We start from the raw sequence: 17,278 nt of genomic DNA on the forward strand, positions 1-17,278 counted from the left end.
TGGCGAAGCCGGGGAGCTGGGGTCCACCACCTGCTGGCTGCCGCGCAGGGCTGATCAGAAGGTGATGCGGGTGGCGCGCCTCCCCTTCCTGCTGCCCGGCCCGGACGGCCCGTCGCCGTTGCCACCGCCGCAGGCGCCGAGCGCACCCGGGAGCGCCACGGCGGCGATCGTGGACAGCACGGATCGACGGCTCTGTCGACCGGGCATCTGCGCCTCCCGCGGCTTCTCAATCGGCTCACGGGGAATCCTGATCGGCTGATCGGTACTGGTCAAGTGATCGCTCGGAAGAAAATCAAAGCGGTCAAACGATCACTTCTTGGAGGATGGCGGTGCCTGCGCCGATCCGCGCACCTCAAGCGTGGGCAGCAGCTCCGTCCGGCGCACCGGACCGCTCGCCCCCACGGCTCCGGAAAGCCGGTGGAGCAGCAGCTCGGCGGCGGCCCGGCCGATCTCCGCCTTCGGCGGTGCCACCGCCGTCAGCGGAGTACTGCCGAGGGCCGCGACCACATCGTCGTACGCCACCACCGAGCAGTCCCGGGGAACCTCGACACCGCTGTCCGCCAGCCGCTGCACCAGCATCAGCGCATCCACGTCGCCGTGCAGCACGGCCCCCGTGGCCCCCCGCTCCCGCAGCAGCACGGGGAGGTCGAGAGCGGCCCGGCCGTCGGTCGCCGGAGCGGACCCGCGGGGCTCCGCCGCGGCCTCCGGCGAGCTCAGCGCCACCGACCAGTCCTCCACCTCCGGACGGGCGGACGCGATCTCGGCGAACGCCGCACGGATGCTGCGCGCCGTCGGGCTGTCGTTACGGGCGGCCAGCACGATACGGCGATGACCCAGCGACACCAGATGGTCCACGGCGAGATGCGTCCCGTACCAGTGATCGGAACAGACGGAGTCCAGGGCGTGCAGCGCACTGCCCGGCCGGGGCCGCCGCTCCATCAGCACGGTCGGCACCCCCACGTCGGCCAGCCAGCCGTAGTCCAGCTCCTCCGAGCGGGCGCTGGGCCAGCGCGGCGCGATCAGCAGCCCGCGCGCCCCGTCCGCCAGCGCCCGCTCCACCAGCGGTCGTTCGGCACCGGGCGACGGGGGCGCGATGTGCAGGGCGATCCGGATCCCGGACTCCTCCAGGACGGACCGGGCGCCGTGCAGCGTCTCGTACAGGTACGAATGCCGCTCCGGGACGACCAGGGCGACCGCCCCCGCCTCCCGGGCCTGCTCCTCGCCCCGGGCCGCCGGGACCGCGGCGGGCGGCACCGGCTCCCGCACCGGCCGGGCCACCCCGTGCCCGCGGCGCAGCCGCCCGACCCGGGCCAGTTCCTCGACGTCCCGCCGGACGGTGACCACCGAGACGTCCAGCTCGGCAGCGAGCACGCTCACCTTGACGGCGCCACGCGACTCCACCACCGACAGGATTCGCTGACGCCTGAGTTCAACCGGCTCCCGCATGATGCTGGCCCCCTCGCGGTATCGCCGCGCGTTGTTCGTTTGAACGCTTCCGGTGAGCGTTCGGGTCGCAGCATAGCGATCGGGCCCCGCTCGTCCACGGGCGCGGTCCGTCCCGTACACCCCACCAGTCTCAGCAGGCACTCTTGCGACTCCCGCGCAACGGCGCCTAACGTCAACGGACTTGGGACCGACCGCCGAGGGGAGGGGCACATGGAGATCAAGAAGGTAGTGGTCCGCGAGGAAGAGGCGAAGAACCGCGAACGGCAGACGATCGAGAAACGCCCGACGCGTTGAGCCGGTGCGTTCCGGTCAGCCGGTACCTGACGCGACCGGCCCACCGGGCCCGGCGCGCTGCGGCCGGACAGTGACGAAAAGGGCGGACGCCGGGCGCGACCCGGCGCCCGCCCCCGTGCCGTGGGAGACACAGTGCGCATACATCTGGTGACCATGCCCTGGCAGCCGATCGAACTTCCCTCGCTCCAGGTGGGGCTGCTGCACTCGCTGCTGGACCGCACGAGGCCGCACGACGAGGTGCGCGAGTTCCACGGCTCCCTGCGCTGGGCGGAATTCCTGCTGGAACGCTCGCAGGGAGCGCTGCGGCCCGGCGACCACGTCGCGGTCGGAAGCGAATCGATCTTCGACGGCCTCGGGGACTGGGTCTTCTCCGGTGTCCTGTACAAGGACCCCGAATGGGGCGTGGCGCAGCTCAAGGAGTACGCCACCCGGCGCGGGACCGACATCTCCACCGCGACCGCGATGAGGGTCCACGCGGCGGAATTCATCGACGAGAGCGCGAGCGCGATCCTCGGCGAGGAACCCGATGCCGTGGGATTCACCTCCACGTTCATGCAGAACATCTCCTCGCTGGCGCTCGCCGCGGAGCTGAAACGACGCCGTCCCGGACTGACCGTCGTGTTCGGCGGCAGTAACTGCGACGGCCCGATGGGCCATGCCCTGCACCGCAATCACCGCTTTGTCGACCATGTGGTGCGCGGGGAGGGGGAGTACGCCCTGCCCGCCCTGCTCGCCCATGTCGAGGCGGGCACCGCACCGGCCGATGTGCCCGGACTCTGCTGGTGGGACGGGCCGGAGTCGCGCGCCAACGATGAGTCCCGGCGCACCGTGGCGCCCGGCGACATCCCCTCTCCCGACTACGACCTCTGGCAGGCGGCCATCGATGCCTCCCCGCTCGCGGAGTACGTCCATCCGAAACTGGTGGTGGAAGGGGCCCGGGGCTGCTGGTGGGGCGAGAAGCACCACTGCACCTTCTGCGGGCTCAACGGATCGGCGATGACCTTCCGCGCCAAGACCGGAAGCCGGCTGTGGGACGAGGTCGACCGCCTGGTCCGGCGCCACCGCATTCTGGACGTCGTCACCGTCGACAACATCATCGACATGGCGTACTTCAAGGACTTCCTCCCGCTCGCCGCCGACAGCGACTGGGACCTGCGCATGCACTACGAGGTCAAGTCCAACCTCACCCCGGAGCAGCTGGAACTGCTCGCCCGCGCCGGATCGGTCCATATCCAGCCCGGTATCGAGAGCCTCAACAACAAGGCCCTGGAGCTGATGGACAAGGGGGTCGGTGCGGCCCGCAACATCCGTACGCTCCGCGAGTGCGAGAACCACTCGCTCACCTGCTCCTGGAACTATCTGTACGGCTTCCCGGGGGAGAGTGCCGCGGACTACGACTCCGTCATCGACCAGATGCCCGCGCTCGTCCACCTCCAGCCGCCCGGCGGCGCCCACCGCATCCAACTGGAGCGGTTCAGCCCCAACTTCGCCGACCCCGCGCTGGGCTTCCACGAGCGGAAGCCCGCCGAGATGTACCGCCATGTCTATGACCTGCCCGAGGAACAACTGGCCGATCTGGTCTACCTCTTCGACACCCCGCCCGCCGGGATCGGCGGCGGGACCGAGGCACGGCTCAAGGCCGCGGCCCGCGACTGGTACACCGGCCACCCCTCCTCGACCCTGGTCCTGGAACAGCCCGAGGAAACGGACGGCGAGGAGGTGCTCCTCGTCCACGACCGACGGCACGGCTGGCCGCGCCGCACCCACCGGCTGACCGGCTGGCGGGCCGCCGCCCTCCGCCACCTGGAGGCGGGCCGCACCCGGCCGGCGCTGCACCGGCTGCTCACGGCCGACGGGGACCCGCCAGGCGCCGAGGAGCTCGGTGCCTGGCTCGACGAAGCGGTCGCACTGGGCCTCCTCTTCGACGACGGGCGTTCCTGCGTGTCCCTGCCCACCTGGCACGTACCGGTCCGGTCGATCGAGCGCACCCAGGGTCCGGACGGGACGACGGACGCGCCCGACAGCAGCGGAGAGAAGGTCGCCGGATGAGCCCCCTGCCCGCACCCCCGACCCGTCCCGCCCCCGCCCTGCCGGCCGGGCCGGTGCCGCACCGGATCCGAGGACGGCTGGTGACGGTGGACGAGCCCCTGCGGCTGGGCGCGGCCGGCCGGCCGGCGGCGGCAGCGGTCCGGTTCCTGCGCGAGTGCCAGAGCCACGACCTCGTCGTGCGCTGGACCCCGGCGACCGACGACCCCCTGATCACCGGGCCCGCGCACGAGATCTCCGCTACGGCCGGACTCCTGCGCCACCTGCCCGCCCCCGGCCCGCTGCCCGGCGAACCGCCGGAACTCACCGTGTGGCGGGACCGCCACGCCTACGGACAGCTCTACCACCGGCGCGGCCCGGACTTCGTCACCGTCATGGACCGCAGGGAGCCCTCGGCCGCCGCCCGCTTCACGATCGACGACCCGGACCTGCTCGCCACCTTCCGCACCGTCCAGGACCCCACCGCCGTGGCCGCACTGACCCCCGTCGGACGGGAAGCGGTGGAGCTGCTGGCCTCGGAACGCCTCGCGTGGGTGACCGACGGCTGGGTGGTGGCCCTGCCACCCCGCATCCGCCGGTGGCCGGTCCCCTGCACCGACATCTGAGCCGGATGGAGCAGCTGCCCGATCCGCCTCCCCCTTCCGCCCGCACACGTACCACCGGGAGCGGCCCTCCCGGCCGCTCCCTGCTGCGCCACCGGCCGTTCACGCTGTTGTGCGGGGAACAGATCGCCAGCTCCGTCGGGCGCCAGGTCACCACCCTGGCCCTCGCACTGCTCGCCGTGACCCGGCTCGACGCGGGCCCGTTCGGCGCCTCCGCGCTGATGGCGCTGAGCTACCTCCCGGGCGCGCTGCTCAGCCCGTTCGCCGGTGTGCTGGCCGACCGGGCTCGGCTGCGCACCCTGACCGTGCTCCTGACCGTTCTGCAGGTGTTCGTCGTCGGCTCCGTTCCGCTGGCGGCCGCCCTGGGCCGGCTGGGGCTGCCCCAGCTGTACGTGGTGGCCACCGCGTCCGGCGCGCTGACCTCCACGCTCGCCGTCGCCCTCCAGGCGGCCCTGCCCCGGGTCGTGCACCCCCAGCAGCTGCTGTCCGCCAACTCCGCGCTGACCGGCGCCCGGACCACCGGACAGATCGGCGGCCCCGCGCTCGGCGGCGTGCTGGTGGGCCTGACCGGTGCCTCGACGGCACTGCTGGCCGCCTGTGCGGCATACGGAGTCGAGTCACTGCTGCTGCTCGCACTTCCGGCCGCGCTCAACACCCCCGCCCAGAGGGGGAGTCGTGCATCTGAGTCCCGAACAGCAGTGCTGCGTGCGGGACTCGAAGTGGTGCGCGGTGAAAAGGTGCTGCGCCGACAGGTGCTCGCGGGGGCCGGATTCAATCTCGGCAGCGGGGCCGCCGACGCGCTCTTCGTGCTCTACGCCACCCGTGATCTCGGGCTGCCCGCCTGGCAGTTGGGGACGGTCTATGCCGCGTTCAGCGTCGCCACCGTGCTCGGAGTGCTGCTGGCTGGCCGGTTCGCCGCCACCATCGGGCTGGCCAGGGCGACCCGGATCTGCGCCGTGGTGGCCGCCCTCGCGATCTTCTTGATCCCGGGCGCCTCCCTGGGCCCCGGCTTCCCGGCGCTGCTCGCGTACCAGTTCCTCTTCGGCCTCGCGGCCACGGTCTGGGCCATCTCCATGACCACCACCCAGCAGCTGATCACACCGCCCGAGCTCCAGGGCCGGGTCGCCGGGGTCCTGCAGGCCGCACTCATCGGCACGGTGCCGGTCGGCGCGCTCGGCGGCGGTGCGCTCGCCTCCTGGCTGGGCAACGTCCCGGTGCTCACCGGCGGCGCGGTGGTGGCACTCGTGGCCGCCGCCTGCCTCTGGTGGCCGTAGGCGGGGCCCGGTACGCGCGCGACCCTCCCGGAGCGCTCCTGCGGTCAGGGCTGTTCCGGGAGGGCCGGCGGGACGAGCGGGCTCAGACGATGCCTTCCTCGATCTCGGCCTGCTCGCGGGCGTTGCCGTACGCCGAGGGCGTGCTGTACGAACGCCGGGCGACGAACCACCACACGGTGGCCAGGACCAGCACCGCGATCAGCGCGATCGACGCGTAGTTCATCGAGTCGACCGTCACCGGGGAGGACTGCGGGAGCAGGAACAGCACGGTCACGATGGCGACCCACACGACGGCGATCCACCCGATCGGCTTGCTCCAGCGGCCCAGGTGCCAGGGCCCGCGCTCGAACCGCTGGCCGGAGCGCAGCTTCAGGAAGATCGGGATCGCGTAGGCGGGCGTGATGCCGATGACGTTGATCGCGGTCACCGCACCGTACGCGGTGGCGGAGTACAGCGACGGCAGTGCGAGCACTCCGGCGACGACGACCGACAGCCACACCGCGTTGACGGGCGTCTGGGTGCGCGCGCTCACCTTGTGCCAGAGCGCCGAGCCCGGCAGGGCGTTGTCACGGCTGAACGCGAACACCATCCGGCTCGCGGCGGCGACCTCGGCGTTGCCGCAGAACAGCTGGGCCGCGATCACGATCAGCAGCAGGGCGGTGGCCCCGGAGGTGCCCAGCGAGTCGATCAGGATCTGCGCCGGCGGCACACCGGTGGCACTCTTCTGGGTGCCCACGTAGTCCTGGATGGCGAAGGTCAGCCCGGCGAGCAGCACGAAACCGGCGATCCAGGAGACCCAGATCGCGCGGACGATGCCCTTGGCGGCCGTCACCGAGGCGTTCGACGTCTCCTCCGACAAGTGGGCCGAGGCGTCGTAGCCGCAGAAGGTGTACTGCGCGAGGAGCAGGCCGATCGCCGCCACGTACAACGGGTTGTGCCAGCCCGTGTCATTGACGAACTCGGTGAAGACGAACGACGGCGACTGGTGGTGCGAGGGCACGATCGCGAGCACGGAGACGATCACCGCGACACCGGCGAGGTGCCACCACACACTGATCGAGTTGAGCACACTGACGAGACGGACGCCGAAGAGGTTCAGCACGGCGTGCAGCAGCAGGATGCAGACAAAGATGATCATTGTCTTGCCCGGGGTGGGAGTGAATCCCCACTGCAGATTCATCAGCGCACCGGTGAACAGCGCCGCACCGTAGTCGATGCCCGCGATCGCGCCCAGCAGACCCAGCAGATTCAGCCAGCCGGTGTACCAGCCCCACTTGCGGCCACCGAGCCGGTCGGCCATGTAGTACAGCGCTCCCGAGGTCGGGTAGGCGCTGGTCACCTCGGCGAGCGCCATGCCGACGCAGAGCACGAAGAGCCCGACACCGGCCCAGCCCCAGAGCATCACGGCCGGACCACCGGTCGACATGCCGAAGCCGTACAGGGTCATGCAGCCGGACAGGATCGAGATGACGGAGAAGCTGATGGCGAAGTTGCCGAAGCCCCCCATGCGGCGGGCGAGCACCGGCTGGTAGCCGAGTTCGCGCAGCCGTTCCTCCTCGTCCTTCGGCGGGGTTGCCTCCGCACCCGACTGGGTCGGGGTGGATATGGACATCGGGAAAACCTCCGTGAGCGGGATGGAAAGGGACGGTCGGGATCGGTTCGGGACGGGAGAAGGCACGCGGCGCGGCGCCCTTGCTCAGCGGTGCGGCCCCCGTCCGGGGGTGCGGGGCGCCGCGAGGCAGCGGCTGCGGGCGCGCAGGAAGACGTCCTCGGCGTCTCCCGGGCCCTTGCGGCCGCGTGTGCGGTACACCCATGGAACCGAGGTGAAATACGGGCCGAGCTCCTCGAACACCGTTGCTGCCTCAGCGAATTGGAGGGCTCCCCACAGGGCGTGGGCCAGGTGGTTCAGGTCGAGCAGGGAGTGCGAGATCGGTGTCGTACGACGGAACCAGAGCTCCAGTGCACGGGCCGCGTCCCGTTCCGCGTCCTCGGTGACCCAGTGCAGGTCCAGGGCCTTCTCGTGGCCCTGCTCGCGGCGGTAGCGCTCGACGCGCACATACAGGGGCAGTACGTGCAGCGCGGAGCCGTCGGGCGCCGAAGAGGCCGCCCACTGGACGAAGTTGACCGCCTCCGAGAGGGATCCGCCGGCCTTTCGCGCGTACACGAACTGGAGCATCCGGTGATAGGCCTCGCGGTTGCACGGATCGCGCCTGTCGGCCTCCGCCAGCAGTCCCCACGGGCCGGGGAAGAGCATCGGACCCGGCGGGTGCAGCCGGTGCTCCTCCAACTGCTGCCGCTCGTCCAGCTGGGACAGGGCCAGCAGGCACACCCAGGGCACCGGGTCCGCGGGCGAGGCGTTCGCGGCCGTGCGGCAGGCCTGCCAGGCCTCCTGCCACAACTCCTGTGCCCGGTGATGGCCCTCGCGGTGGGCGCGCACCGCCCGCTCGACGACGACCCGCGCCTGCATCACCGTGGCGGCGACGCTCCGGGGGTCCTCGGCCAGCCAGGCCTGCACGGCGTCCGAACCGGCGGCAATCGCCCCGAGCACCTGGGTGCGCTGGGTCCACAGGGTCCAGTCCGGCGTGCTCTCCAGCAGCGTGCGCATGGACATCCAGCGTCCGGTGCGCAGATCCTGTAACGCGACCCGCAGATCGTTGTCATGGCCGGCCGGGTGGTAGACCGGCCGAAAATCACTGTTGGCCATGGACTCGCCCTGCCCCCGTACGACAGGCCGGCATGCGACGGTCGGAAGTTCTCCTCAGCACGTCACGCAACCCGGTGGTGGCATGGAACCCGTGCAGACGCGGAAGGCCGGGGAACCGGTGGATCGGGGCTCGGGGCAGGGTGTCGGTCTCATCAGTCCTCAAGGACGTGGGGGGTGAAGCAGCTGTTGAAAAACGAACTGCTCGAAAGCGTCCGGTTGTTGCTCGGCGGTGAGTGTAAGGCCAGTCACTCCGAACTCCGGACCGATTCGCGGATCTTACTCAAGTCGGTTGATCCACCAGGACGTTGAAAGATGTACCGGTTGTTCCGGTCGTGTCCCGGGCGGCCCTTGACGTACGCGGTGGTCTGCACCACTCTGGGCGGCGAGTTCAGTGATCACGATTCCGTTCAAGCCGCAGAGCTTCCGCACCGCTGGAGAGTCGATGACAGGCCCGGTACTCGCCGTGGACCAGGGCACGTCGGGCACGAAGGCTCTGGTGATCTGCCCCGAGCGTGGTGTGATCGGCTCCGCTTCCGTTCCGGTGAAACCCCGGCACGGCTCCGGCGGAGCGGTCGAGGCGGACCCGGCCGAACTGCTCGGCTCGGTCGTCGAAGCGGGCCGCCGGGCCTTGACGGAAGCCGGTGAACCGGTTTCGGCGGTCGGCCTCGCCAACCAGGGCGAGACCGTGCTCGCCTGGGACCCGGACACCGGGCGGCCGCTCACCGAAGCGATCGTCTGGCAGGACCGGCGCTCCGCCCCGATCTGCGACGAACTCGCCTCGTACGACGAGGAGCTGACTCATCTCACCGGGCTGCCCCTCGACCCGTACTTCGCCGCGCCGAAGATGGCCTGGATCCGCCGGGAACTGACCCGCGAAGGCGTCGTCACCACCACCGACTCCTGGCTCGTCCACCAGCTGACCGGGGCCTTCGTCACGGACGCGGCGACGGCCGGACGCACCCAGCTGCTCGACCTCGACCGGTCCGGCTGGTCACCCAGGGCCCTGGAGGTCTTCGGCCTCGGCGACGAACGGCTGCCGGACGTCGTCGACTGCGACAGCACGGTCGGTACGACGGCTGCCTTCGGCGGTGAACTCCCGCTGACCGGGCTGCTCGTGGACCAGCAGGCCGCACTGCTGGCCCAGAACGCCCTGGACCCCGGCAACGCCAAATGCACCTACGGAACGGGCGCCTTCCTGCTCGCCCAGACCGGGCCCGCCCCGTGCCGCGGTTCCACCGGACTGGTCAGCTGCGTCGCCTGGCGGCTCGGCGGCCGCACCAGCTACTGCCTCGACGGGCAGGTCTACACCGCCGCGTCCGCCGTCGACTGGCTCGCCGGCCTGGGAATGATCTCCGGCGCGGCCGAGCTCGACCCCGTCGGCGCCACCGTCCCCGACTCCGGCGGCGTCACCTTCGTACCGGCACTCGCCGGACTCGCCGCCCCCTGGTGGCGCGGCGATCTGCGCGGATCGGTGACCGGCCTCGGCCTCGGTACCACCGCGGGCCATCTGGTGCGCGCGCTGTGCGAAGGCATCGCCGCCCAGGTCGTCGAACTCACCGAGGCCGCCGCGACCGACCTCGGCTCACCCCTGACCTCGCTCCGCGTCGACGGCGGCCTCACCCGCTCCGCACTGCTCATGCAGACCCAGGCCGACCTGCTGCAACGGCCCGTCGAGGTGTCCGCCCTGCCCGACGTCACCGCGCTCGGCGTCGGAGCGGTCGCCCGGCTCGGCCTCGACCCGCGGCTCCCGCTCCGGCAGGCCGTGCCCGACTGGAAACCCTCCGCCGTGTACGAACCCCGGATCGGCGCCGACGAGGCCGCCGAACGACGCGTCCGGTTCCGGACCGCCGTGCAGACCCTGCTGGACCAGGCCTGAGACGTACGAGAGCCACACGATGCACCCCACGATCACCACAGCCGACGCACTGACGGCCGCCGGCCTGCCCGGGACCCGGCCGGGCGACGGGCCCGGCGCCCAGGTCTACGACGTGACCGTCGTCGGCGCGGGCGTCGTCGGCGCCGCCATCGCCCGCGAACTGGCCCGCTACCGGCTGCGCACCGCGCTCCTCGACGCCTGCGACGACATCGGCAACGGCACGTCGAAGGCCAACACCGCCATCCTGCACACCGGTTTCGACGCCGTACCCGGCTCCCTGGAAGCCCGGCTGGTACGCGAAGGGCAGCACAGACTCCGCGCCTACGCGGCCGAGACCGGCATCCCCGTCGAACGCGTCGGAGCCCTGCTCGTCGCCTGGGACGAAGAGCAACTGGCCGCACTCCCCGCCCTGCTGGCCAAGGCGGAGCGGAACGAATACCACGCGGCACGCCTCCTGGACGCCGGTGAACTGCGCGCCCGCGAACCCCACTTGGGCCCCGGCGCCCTCGGCGCACTGGAAATCCCCGACGAGAGCATCATCTGCCCCTGGACGACACCGCTCGCCTACGCCACCCAGGCCGTGCGCGCCGGAGTCCAGCTGCACCTCAACTGCCGGGTGCGGCACATCGACAGCGGCGACGACGTCCACACCCTCGCCACCACCCGGGGAACGCTGCACACCCGCCATCTGGTCAACGCCGCCGGACTGTACGCCGACGAACTCGACCGGGAACTCGGCCACGACGACTTCACCGTCACCCCGCGCCGCGGCCAGCTCATCGTCTTCGACAAGCTCGCCCGCGACCTCGTCGGCCACATCCTGCTCCCGGTGCCCACCGCCGCGGGCAAGGGCGTACTGGTCGCACCGACCGTCTTCGGCAATGTGCTGCTCGGCCCCACCGCCGAGGACCTCGACGACAAGACCGCCACCGGATCGACCGCCGACGCGATCGCCCTGCTGCGCGAGAAGGGCCGCCGCATCCTGCCGGAACTGCTCGACGAGGAAGTCACTGCCGTCTACGCCGGACTGCGCGCCGCGACCGGCCAGGAGGACTACCGCATCCGGTCCCGGCCGGAGCGGCGGTACATCGCCGTCGGCGGCATCCGCTCCACCGGACTCACCGCCTCCATGGCCATCGCCGCCCATGTCACGGAACTGCTCGGCGACTCGGGCCTCGATCTCGGCACACCGTCCGAACTGCCGCCCGTCACCATGCCCAACCTCGGCGAGGCCTTCCCGCGCCCGTACCAGGACGCCGGACGCATCGCGGCGGATCCCGCGTACGGCACGCTGGTCTGCCACTGCGAACGGGTCTCCGCGGGCGAGATCAGGGACGCCCTGGCCGGTACGGTGCCGCCGCACTCCCCGGACGGCCTGCGGCGCAGGACGAGAGCCGGGAACGGCAGATGCCAGGGCTTCTACTGCGGGGCCGCGGTCCGCGCACTGTTCGAGGAGGCCCGCCCATGACCCGTCGCGAGCGCACCGTCGACGTGCTGATCGTCGGGGGCGGCCCGGCCGGCCTCGGCGCCGGGGCCGAACTCGCCGCGTCCGGGGCGGGCCGGGTCGAGATCCTGGAACGCGAACAGACCGCGGGCGGCATCCCCCGCCACTGCCACCACGGCGGATTCGGCGGCCGGGCCATCGGGGGAGGGACGACCGGACCCGCGTACGCCCGCGGCTGCGTGGCCGCCGCCGTGCGCGCCGGGGCCACCGTGCGCACCGGCGTCACCGTCACCGGCTGGGCCGGAGAGCTGACCGTGGACACCACCGCGCCCACCGGCCTCGAACGGATCACCGCCCGTGCAGTCGTCCTCGCCACCGGCGCCCGCGAACGCCCCCGCAGCGCCCGCCTGGTCCCCGGCAGCCGCCCACCCGGCGTCTACACCACCGGCGAACTCCAGCAGGCCGTCCACCTGTACCGGCAGCCGATCGGCAGCCGCGCGGTCGTCATCGGCAACGAACCCGTCAGCCGTGCCGCGGCCGACACCCTGCGCGTCGCCGGCCTGGACGTCGTCGCCATGGTCACCGACCGGCCCGCCTCCCGGCTCACCGCCCTGACCCGGCCCGGCGACCGCACCCCGGTCCTCGGCCGCACCACCGTCACCGCGCTGACCGGCCGGGAACGGCTCACCGGCGTCCGCGTACGCCATCACGACGGCCGGACCAAGACCCTGCGCTGCGACACCGTCGTCTTCACCGGCGACTGGATCCCCGACCACGAACTGGCCCGCCGCGGCGGCGTCACCCTCGACCGCGGCACCCGCGGCCCCGCGTACGACGCCGCCCACCGCACGACCGGAACCGGAGTCTTCGCCGTCGGGAATCTGCTGCACGGCGTGGAGAGCGCGGGCGTCGCGCTCGCCGAGGGCCGGGCCGTCGCCGCGCCCGTACTGCGTCATCTGACAACAGGCGCCTGGCCCGCCGGACGGCCGTCCATCGCGGTCGAATCCCCACTGCGGTGGATCGCACCGAACCTCATCGGCCCCGACGGCGACCTCCCGCTCGACGGCCGCTTCACCCTGCGCACCGACCGGAGGCTCTCCTCGCCGCTGCTCCTCGTCCGCCAGGACGGCCGGGAGCTCCACCGGCAGCGTCTGCTGCTGCCCGCCGTGCCGGACCGTGCGTTCCATCTGCGCGCCGAGTGGCTCGACCGGGTCGATCCGCACGGCGGGACCGTACGGATCGCGGTGCGCTGACCATACGTCAGGGAATGAGCAGCCAGTCCGATCCGATCGCCGCGACCAGGCCGACGGTCAGCAGCCAACTGCCGAGCCGGGTGCGGCCGTTGCGGCTGAGCTCGATCACGATCCCGCACAGGATCAGCGCCAGCCCGTACACCCCGACCACCAGGACGGACGACCGGCTGGCGATCCGCAGCGCGAGGACCACCGCCATCGCCGCCATGCCGACCGACGAGAGGACCATGCGCAGCCGTCTCGCCTGGCGTGGTGTCAGCTTCCGGTCCCCGGTCCCGTCGGCCGCCTCGGAGTCCGTCTCCGCGACGGCTTCGGGGCCGGCCTCCGGGACGGGTATCGGGGTGTCCACGGCCTGGTCCTGGTCAGAAGTGCTCATGACGCGCGATCGTAATGGCTGCGGGCCGCCCTGTTCACCGCTCCGGGTGATGGGCGGCGAATGTGGCGCACGTCCGACGCGTGCCCGGCCACATCCCGCCCCTCGCACCGGCACGCCCCGGGCCCGGTCCGGGTCACGGGGCCGGGGACCGCAGACACGGTGCCTCGGCTGCCGCGTCGACGGTCTCGGCCCGTGCCGCGCCCCCGCCGTCCGCGGACTGCCCCGCCGCCACCCGTCCGGCCAGCTCCTCGGCCCAGACGGTCAGGTCGTCGACACCGATCCCGTACGGCCGCCGACCGGCGAACTCCGCGAGCGCCGCCGCGCCGCGCCGCAACAGCCGTGCCCCGCCCGTCGCATTGCCCCGGGCCGCATGGGTCAGCCCCACGGCCAGCTGCGCGAGCCCGCGCCACAACTCCCGCTCCGCCGCCGGGCCCGACTTCCACGCGTCCTCGAACACCTCGTGCGCGTGGAACGGCATCCCCGCGTCCAGCAGCCGCTGCGCCTCCCGCACGGTCTCCTCGGGGGTGCGCACCACTCCCTCCGGCTGCCGCTCGACTCCCGGAGCCCCGTACGGAAGGGGACGCCCCAGCCCGTCACGCGGGCGCGCGTTGCGTGCCCTGCCCTCGGTGTCGCGGTCCCTGCGCGTCTCGTCCACTCCACGATTGTGCCCCGCACCTGCGGCGAACTGTCCGAACCACTGTCCGCGGACCCCCGGACACGACTAGTGTCGAAAGTCATCCGTACCACCCTGGGGAGGGTAGGCATGAAGCCGTCCCGGCCGCTGTACGAGCGCGAACCGGAACTCGCTGCCGCCGCACAAGCCGTGGACGCCCTTTGCGGCGCCCAGGCCGTCGGAGGGCTGCTGATCTTCAGCGGCGAGGCCGGCATCGGCAAGACAGCACTGCTCGGCGAGATCCAGTCGATCGCCGCCGACCGCTGCACGATCTGGTCCGCACGGGGCGGCGAGACCGTCACATCCGTGCCGTTCCACGTCGTACGCCAGCTGCTGCAGCCCGCGCTCGACCGGTTCCCGCCCGACGAGATGCGGGCCCTGTTCGGGTCCTGGTACGAGATCGCCGCGCCGGCCCTCGGACTGGCCGAACCGTCCGGCCCGCAGCCGGACCCGCAGGGTGTGCGCGACGGCCTGGACTTCGTCGTCGCCCGGCTCGCGTCCCGGCTGAGCCACCGTCCGCTGCTGCTCATCATCGACGACGCGCACTGGGCGGACGGCGAATCCCTCGCCTGGCTCGCCTCGTTCACCGCCCGCCTCGGCGAACTCCCCGTCCTGGTCGTGCAGGCGCACCGCCCGGAGGAGCTGGCCGCCCGCCAGAAGGAGAGCGGACCGGGCAGCGCCCACCCGTCCCAGGTACGGGTCGCGCTGCGCGCCCTCACCCCGGACGCCACCGCCGAGCTGGTCCGCGCGGCCCTCGGCGAACACGCCGACGACCCGTTCTGCCGCGAGGTGTGGGCCGTCACCGGCGGCAACCCCTACGAGGCGGTCGAACTCGTCGCCAAGGTCCAGGACCGCGAACTGGCGCCGCTGGAGGAGTCGGCCGGGCTGCTGCGCGAACTCGGCGCGTCGGCACGCGGCAGCGGCCTCGTCGCCCGCCTGGAACGGCTCGGCACCAACGCCACCCGCTTCGCCTGGGCAGCCGCCGTCCTCGGCACGGACATCTCCCAGGACCTCGCGGCCACCCTGGCCGGAATGAGCCCGGCCGAGGCCGCCGACTGCACGGCACGGCTGCGCGAAGCCCGTATCGTCACCGGCTTCGACCCGCTGGAGTTCGTCCACCCGCTCATCGCGAGCGCGGTCTACCGGTCCATCCCGCCGGCCACCCGCACCGCCATGCACGGCCGGGCCGCCTGGGCGATCACCCGCGCCGGACTCGGCCCCGCCGCAGCCTCCCGGCACCTGCTCGAAGTGCACCCGGACGACGACCAGGAACTGGTCGAGCAGCTCCGCGAAGCGGCCAAACAGCACCTCGCCGTCGGCGCCCCGGAGGCCGCACGCCGCTGTCTCGAACGCGCCCTGCAGGAACCACCGCGCCAGCGCGTGAAGGCCACCCTGCTGTACGAACTGGGCTGCGCCACACTGCTCAGCTCCCCGGCCACCACCGTCCAGCACCTGCGCGCCGCCCTCGCCATGCCGGGACTCGACGACGACCAGCGGATCGACGCCACCTACCGGCTCGCGGCCGCGCATTCGCACAACAACCAGCTCAAGGAAGCGGCGAGCGCCCTCGCCGTGGAGGCCGCACGCACCGCTCCCGGCCCCGGCCTGATGCGGCTCCAGGCCGCCCACTTCCTCTGGGAGGGCATGCAGGCCGGCGAGGAGGACGGCCCCGGTCGTTCCGGCCGCCTCGCACGGAACGCCGACCATCTGCACGGCCGCGACAACGCCGAGCGCGCCCTGCTCACGCTCCGCGCCTTCGACGCCATGCTGCGCGGCGAGAACTCCCAGCTCGTCGTCGACATCTGCGAACGCGCCCTGGTCGACGGCCACCCCGCCCGGGGACTCGGCTGGACCGACGCGGAGTGGGGCTTCGAACTGCCGACCCTCGTCGGCATCACCTACGCCTTCACCGACCAGCTCGACCGGGCCGAGGAACTCTTCGGCGAGGCCGTCCGCGCCTTCGAGATCTCCGGCTGGAGCGGCGCGCACCTCGCGTTCGCGCACACCCTGCTCGGACTGGTCCACCGCCGTCGCGGCCGGCTCGCCGAGGCCGAGGGCTTCCTGCGCGAAGGGCTGCGCCTCGCCGACCGCGTCGGCAGCGGACTCCCGGTCCACTGGGACGCGGCCTGTCTGCTCATCGACACCCTGGTCGCCCGCGGACGCGTCACCGAGGCTCGCGAGATCGCCGACCGCTACGCCTTCGGCGCGCCCTACCCCAGCGCGATGGTGCTCCCCGACGGCCCGTGCGTACGCGGCCGTCTGCTGCTGGCCGAAGGCCGAACGAAGGAAGCGATCGCCGAACTCGAAGCGGCCGGCCAGGCCCTTGAACCCCGCGGCAGGTTCAACGGGGTGTGGGCTCCCTGGGCCGGCGACCTCGCCCGCGCCCTGGCCGAGGATGACCCCGCCCGTGCCGAGCAACTCGCCACCTCGGCCCGGGTGCACGCCGAGCGCTTCGGCACGGACACCGCGATCGGCGAGGCCCTGCGCTGCGTATCCCTCTTCGCCGCCCCCGAGGACGCCATCCACCTGCTGGCCGAGTCGGTCCGTCATCTGGAGGCGTCCCCGTCCGCGTACGAACACGCGCTCGCCCTCGTCGACTACGGCATCGCGATCCGCTCCCCGCGCGAACTCGCCAGGGCCCACAAACTGGCCACCGCCTGCGGTGCGGATTCCCTGGCAAACCGCGCCCACCAGGCACGGGCGTCGATCCGGGCCTCGGAGTGAGGTAATGTTTGTCCCGCGAAGCCGCCCAGCAAAAAAGCCGGGAGGAAGCGCATCGGGACGTGGCGCAGCTTGGTAGCGCACTTGACTGGGGGTCAAGGGGTCGCAGGTTCAAATCCTGTCGTCCCGACTGGAGACAGTCGCAGATCAGGGCCGGTTTCGAAGGCATCCGAAACCGGCCCTTGGTTATTCTTGGGGACCAGTTGGGGACCTGAAGTTTCCCCAAGGCCGGGTAGTTAGCGTTTTCGCAGGTCACGCAAGGGGCTGGTCGTCTGCGTGATTGCCGTGTAGCGGCCCATGCGGACTCTCTTGATCATTCCTCTCTCGGTCCAGCGAGCGAGTTGTCGATAGGTTGCGACGAGGGTGACATCGCCGAGGAGCTCGGCGATCTCCCTTGCGCGCCAAAGCCGTTCGGGTTCTGTCTGCAGGATGGCCAGGACACGTGCCATGCGGCTGCCGGTCTTGCCGTTGCCGGTGTTCTCCCGGACGGTCGTCGCCGGCAGTGCGGGCTCCGGCGATGGGGGCGGCAGGAGAGTGATCGTCATCGAGGTCACGACCTTGCTGCTGTC

The 17,278-nt window shown here is 72.1% G+C and carries 13 protein-coding genes, 1 tRNA gene and 1 pseudogene; 8 read left to right on the forward strand and 7 right to left on the reverse strand.

Annotation, left to right across the window (positions count from 1 at the left end):
- Window positions 1–54: 54 nt before the first annotated feature.
- Both BT364_RS40540 and BT364_RS33145 read right to left on the reverse strand, forming a co-directional pair.
- The gene (locus BT364_RS40540; RefSeq protein ID WP_256260326.1) at window positions 55–207 is read right to left on the reverse strand and encodes a hypothetical protein; all 153 of its coding nucleotides are present in this window, start codon (window positions 205–207) and stop codon (window positions 55–57) included.
- A gap of 102 nt (window positions 208–309) precedes the next feature.
- Entirely contained in the window at window positions 310–1,446 is a 1,137-nt protein-coding gene (locus BT364_RS33145) for a substrate-binding domain-containing protein (protein WP_072488913.1), read from the reverse strand.
- Window positions 1,447–1,872: 426 nt separating this feature from the next.
- On the opposite strand from BT364_RS33145, the gene BT364_RS33150 reads away from it, so the two are divergent.
- Genes BT364_RS33150 through BT364_RS33160 form a run of 3 tightly spaced genes read left to right on the forward strand, consistent with a single transcriptional unit; the run spans window position 1,873 to window position 5,662 of the window.
- On the forward strand, window positions 1,873–3,789 hold the full coding sequence (locus BT364_RS33150) for a RiPP maturation radical SAM C-methyltransferase (RefSeq protein WP_072488926.1): 1,917 nt from the start codon (window positions 1,873–1,875) through the stop codon (window positions 3,787–3,789).
- Window positions 3,786–4,391 (forward strand): DUF5825 family protein, encoded by a 606-nt coding sequence (locus BT364_RS33155; RefSeq protein WP_072488914.1) that lies wholly within the window; start codon window positions 3,786–3,788, stop codon window positions 4,389–4,391. Before BT364_RS33150 ends, BT364_RS33155 begins: the two co-directional genes overlap by 4 nt.
- 5 nt (window positions 4,392–4,396) lie before the next feature.
- Window positions 4,397–5,662: an MFS transporter gene (locus tag BT364_RS33160; RefSeq protein ID WP_079179760.1), complete on the forward strand. Its 1,266-nt coding sequence runs from the start codon at window positions 4,397–4,399 to the stop codon at window positions 5,660–5,662.
- A gap of 82 nt (window positions 5,663–5,744) precedes the next feature.
- On the opposite strand, the gene BT364_RS33165 is transcribed toward BT364_RS33160, so the two are convergent.
- Both BT364_RS33165 and BT364_RS33170 read right to left on the reverse strand, forming a co-directional pair.
- A complete protein-coding gene (locus BT364_RS33165) occupies window positions 5,745–7,274 on the reverse strand; it encodes an amino acid permease (protein ID WP_072488915.1) in 1,530 nt (509 codons plus the stop codon).
- Between the two features lie 84 nt (window positions 7,275–7,358).
- Window positions 7,359–8,366, reverse strand: coding sequence for a hypothetical protein (locus BT364_RS33170; protein ID WP_072488916.1), 1,008 nt, complete (start codon window positions 8,364–8,366; stop codon window positions 7,359–7,361).
- Between the two features lie 442 nt (window positions 8,367–8,808).
- Between BT364_RS33170 and BT364_RS33175 the strand changes: the two genes are divergently transcribed.
- Genes BT364_RS33175 through BT364_RS33185 form a run of 3 tightly spaced genes read left to right on the forward strand, consistent with a single transcriptional unit; the run spans window position 8,809 to window position 12,939 of the window.
- Entirely contained in the window at window positions 8,809–10,242 is a 1,434-nt protein-coding gene (locus BT364_RS33175) for an FGGY family carbohydrate kinase (protein ID WP_072488917.1), read from the forward strand.
- 19 nt (window positions 10,243–10,261) lie between these two features.
- Window positions 10,262–11,710 (forward strand): NAD(P)/FAD-dependent oxidoreductase, encoded by a 1,449-nt coding sequence (locus BT364_RS33180; protein WP_079179761.1) that lies wholly within the window; start codon window positions 10,262–10,264, stop codon window positions 11,708–11,710.
- Entirely contained in the window at window positions 11,707–12,939 is a 1,233-nt protein-coding gene (locus BT364_RS33185; RefSeq protein ID WP_072488918.1) for an FAD-dependent oxidoreductase, read from the forward strand. Before BT364_RS33180 ends, BT364_RS33185 begins: the two co-directional genes overlap by 4 nt.
- A 7-nt stretch (window positions 12,940–12,946) precedes the next feature.
- On the opposite strand, the gene BT364_RS33190 is transcribed toward BT364_RS33185, so the two are convergent.
- Both BT364_RS33190 and BT364_RS33195 read right to left on the reverse strand, forming a co-directional pair.
- Window positions 12,947–13,315 (reverse strand): hypothetical protein, encoded by a 369-nt coding sequence (locus tag BT364_RS33190; protein WP_072488919.1) that lies wholly within the window; start codon window positions 13,313–13,315, stop codon window positions 12,947–12,949.
- Window positions 13,316–13,448: 133 nt separating this feature from the next.
- Window positions 13,449–13,970, reverse strand: a complete 522-nt coding sequence (locus tag BT364_RS33195; RefSeq protein ID WP_072488920.1) for a DUF309 domain-containing protein — start codon at window positions 13,968–13,970, stop codon at window positions 13,449–13,451.
- A gap of 108 nt (window positions 13,971–14,078) precedes the next feature.
- Here BT364_RS33195 and BT364_RS33200 point away from each other — a divergent pair, with 108 nt between their 5' ends.
- Window positions 14,079–16,712, forward strand: coding sequence for an ATP-binding protein (locus BT364_RS33200; RefSeq protein ID WP_072488921.1), 2,634 nt, complete (start codon window positions 14,079–14,081; stop codon window positions 16,710–16,712).
- Window positions 16,713–16,765: 53 nt separating this feature from the next.
- Window positions 16,766–16,839, forward strand: a tRNA-Pro gene (locus tag BT364_RS33205).
- A 106-nt stretch (window positions 16,840–16,945) separates the two neighbouring features.
- Here BT364_RS33205 and BT364_RS33210 read toward each other — a convergent pair.
- A pseudogene (locus BT364_RS33210) lies at window positions 16,946–17,278 on the reverse strand (hypothetical protein); the annotation flags it as partial.

This window comes from Streptomyces atratus (assembly GCF_900119365.1).
Taxonomy (GTDB): Bacteria; Actinomycetota; Actinomycetes; order Streptomycetales; family Streptomycetaceae; genus Streptomyces; species Streptomyces atratus_B.

What these genes read in the sequence shown, in the direction of transcription:
- BT364_RS40540 (WP_256260326.1), bottom strand. Translation starts at nt 207, where the DNA reads ATGCCCGGTCGACAGAGCCGTCGATCCGTGCTGTCCACGATCGCCGCC.
- BT364_RS33145 (WP_072488913.1), bottom strand. Translation starts at nt 1,446, where the DNA reads ATGCGGGAGCCGGTTGAACTCAGGCGTCAGCGAATCCTGTCGGTGGTG.
- BT364_RS33155 (WP_072488914.1), top strand. Translation starts at nt 3,786, where the DNA reads ATGAGCCCCCTGCCCGCACCCCCGACCCGTCCCGCCCCCGCCCTGCCG.
- BT364_RS33160 (WP_079179760.1), top strand. Translation starts at nt 4,397, where the DNA reads ATGGAGCAGCTGCCCGATCCGCCTCCCCCTTCCGCCCGCACACGTACC.
- BT364_RS33165 (WP_072488915.1), bottom strand. Translation starts at nt 7,274, where the DNA reads ATGTCCATATCCACCCCGACCCAGTCGGGTGCGGAGGCAACCCCGCCG.
- BT364_RS33170 (WP_072488916.1), bottom strand. Translation starts at nt 8,366, where the DNA reads ATGGCCAACAGTGATTTTCGGCCGGTCTACCACCCGGCCGGCCATGAC.
- BT364_RS33175 (WP_072488917.1), top strand. Translation starts at nt 8,809, where the DNA reads ATGACAGGCCCGGTACTCGCCGTGGACCAGGGCACGTCGGGCACGAAG.
- BT364_RS33180 (WP_079179761.1), top strand. Translation starts at nt 10,262, where the DNA reads ATGCACCCCACGATCACCACAGCCGACGCACTGACGGCCGCCGGCCTG.
- BT364_RS33185 (WP_072488918.1), top strand. Translation starts at nt 11,707, where the DNA reads ATGACCCGTCGCGAGCGCACCGTCGACGTGCTGATCGTCGGGGGCGGC.
- BT364_RS33190 (WP_072488919.1), bottom strand. Translation starts at nt 13,315, where the DNA reads ATGAGCACTTCTGACCAGGACCAGGCCGTGGACACCCCGATACCCGTC.
- BT364_RS33200 (WP_072488921.1), top strand. Translation starts at nt 14,079, where the DNA reads ATGAAGCCGTCCCGGCCGCTGTACGAGCGCGAACCGGAACTCGCTGCC.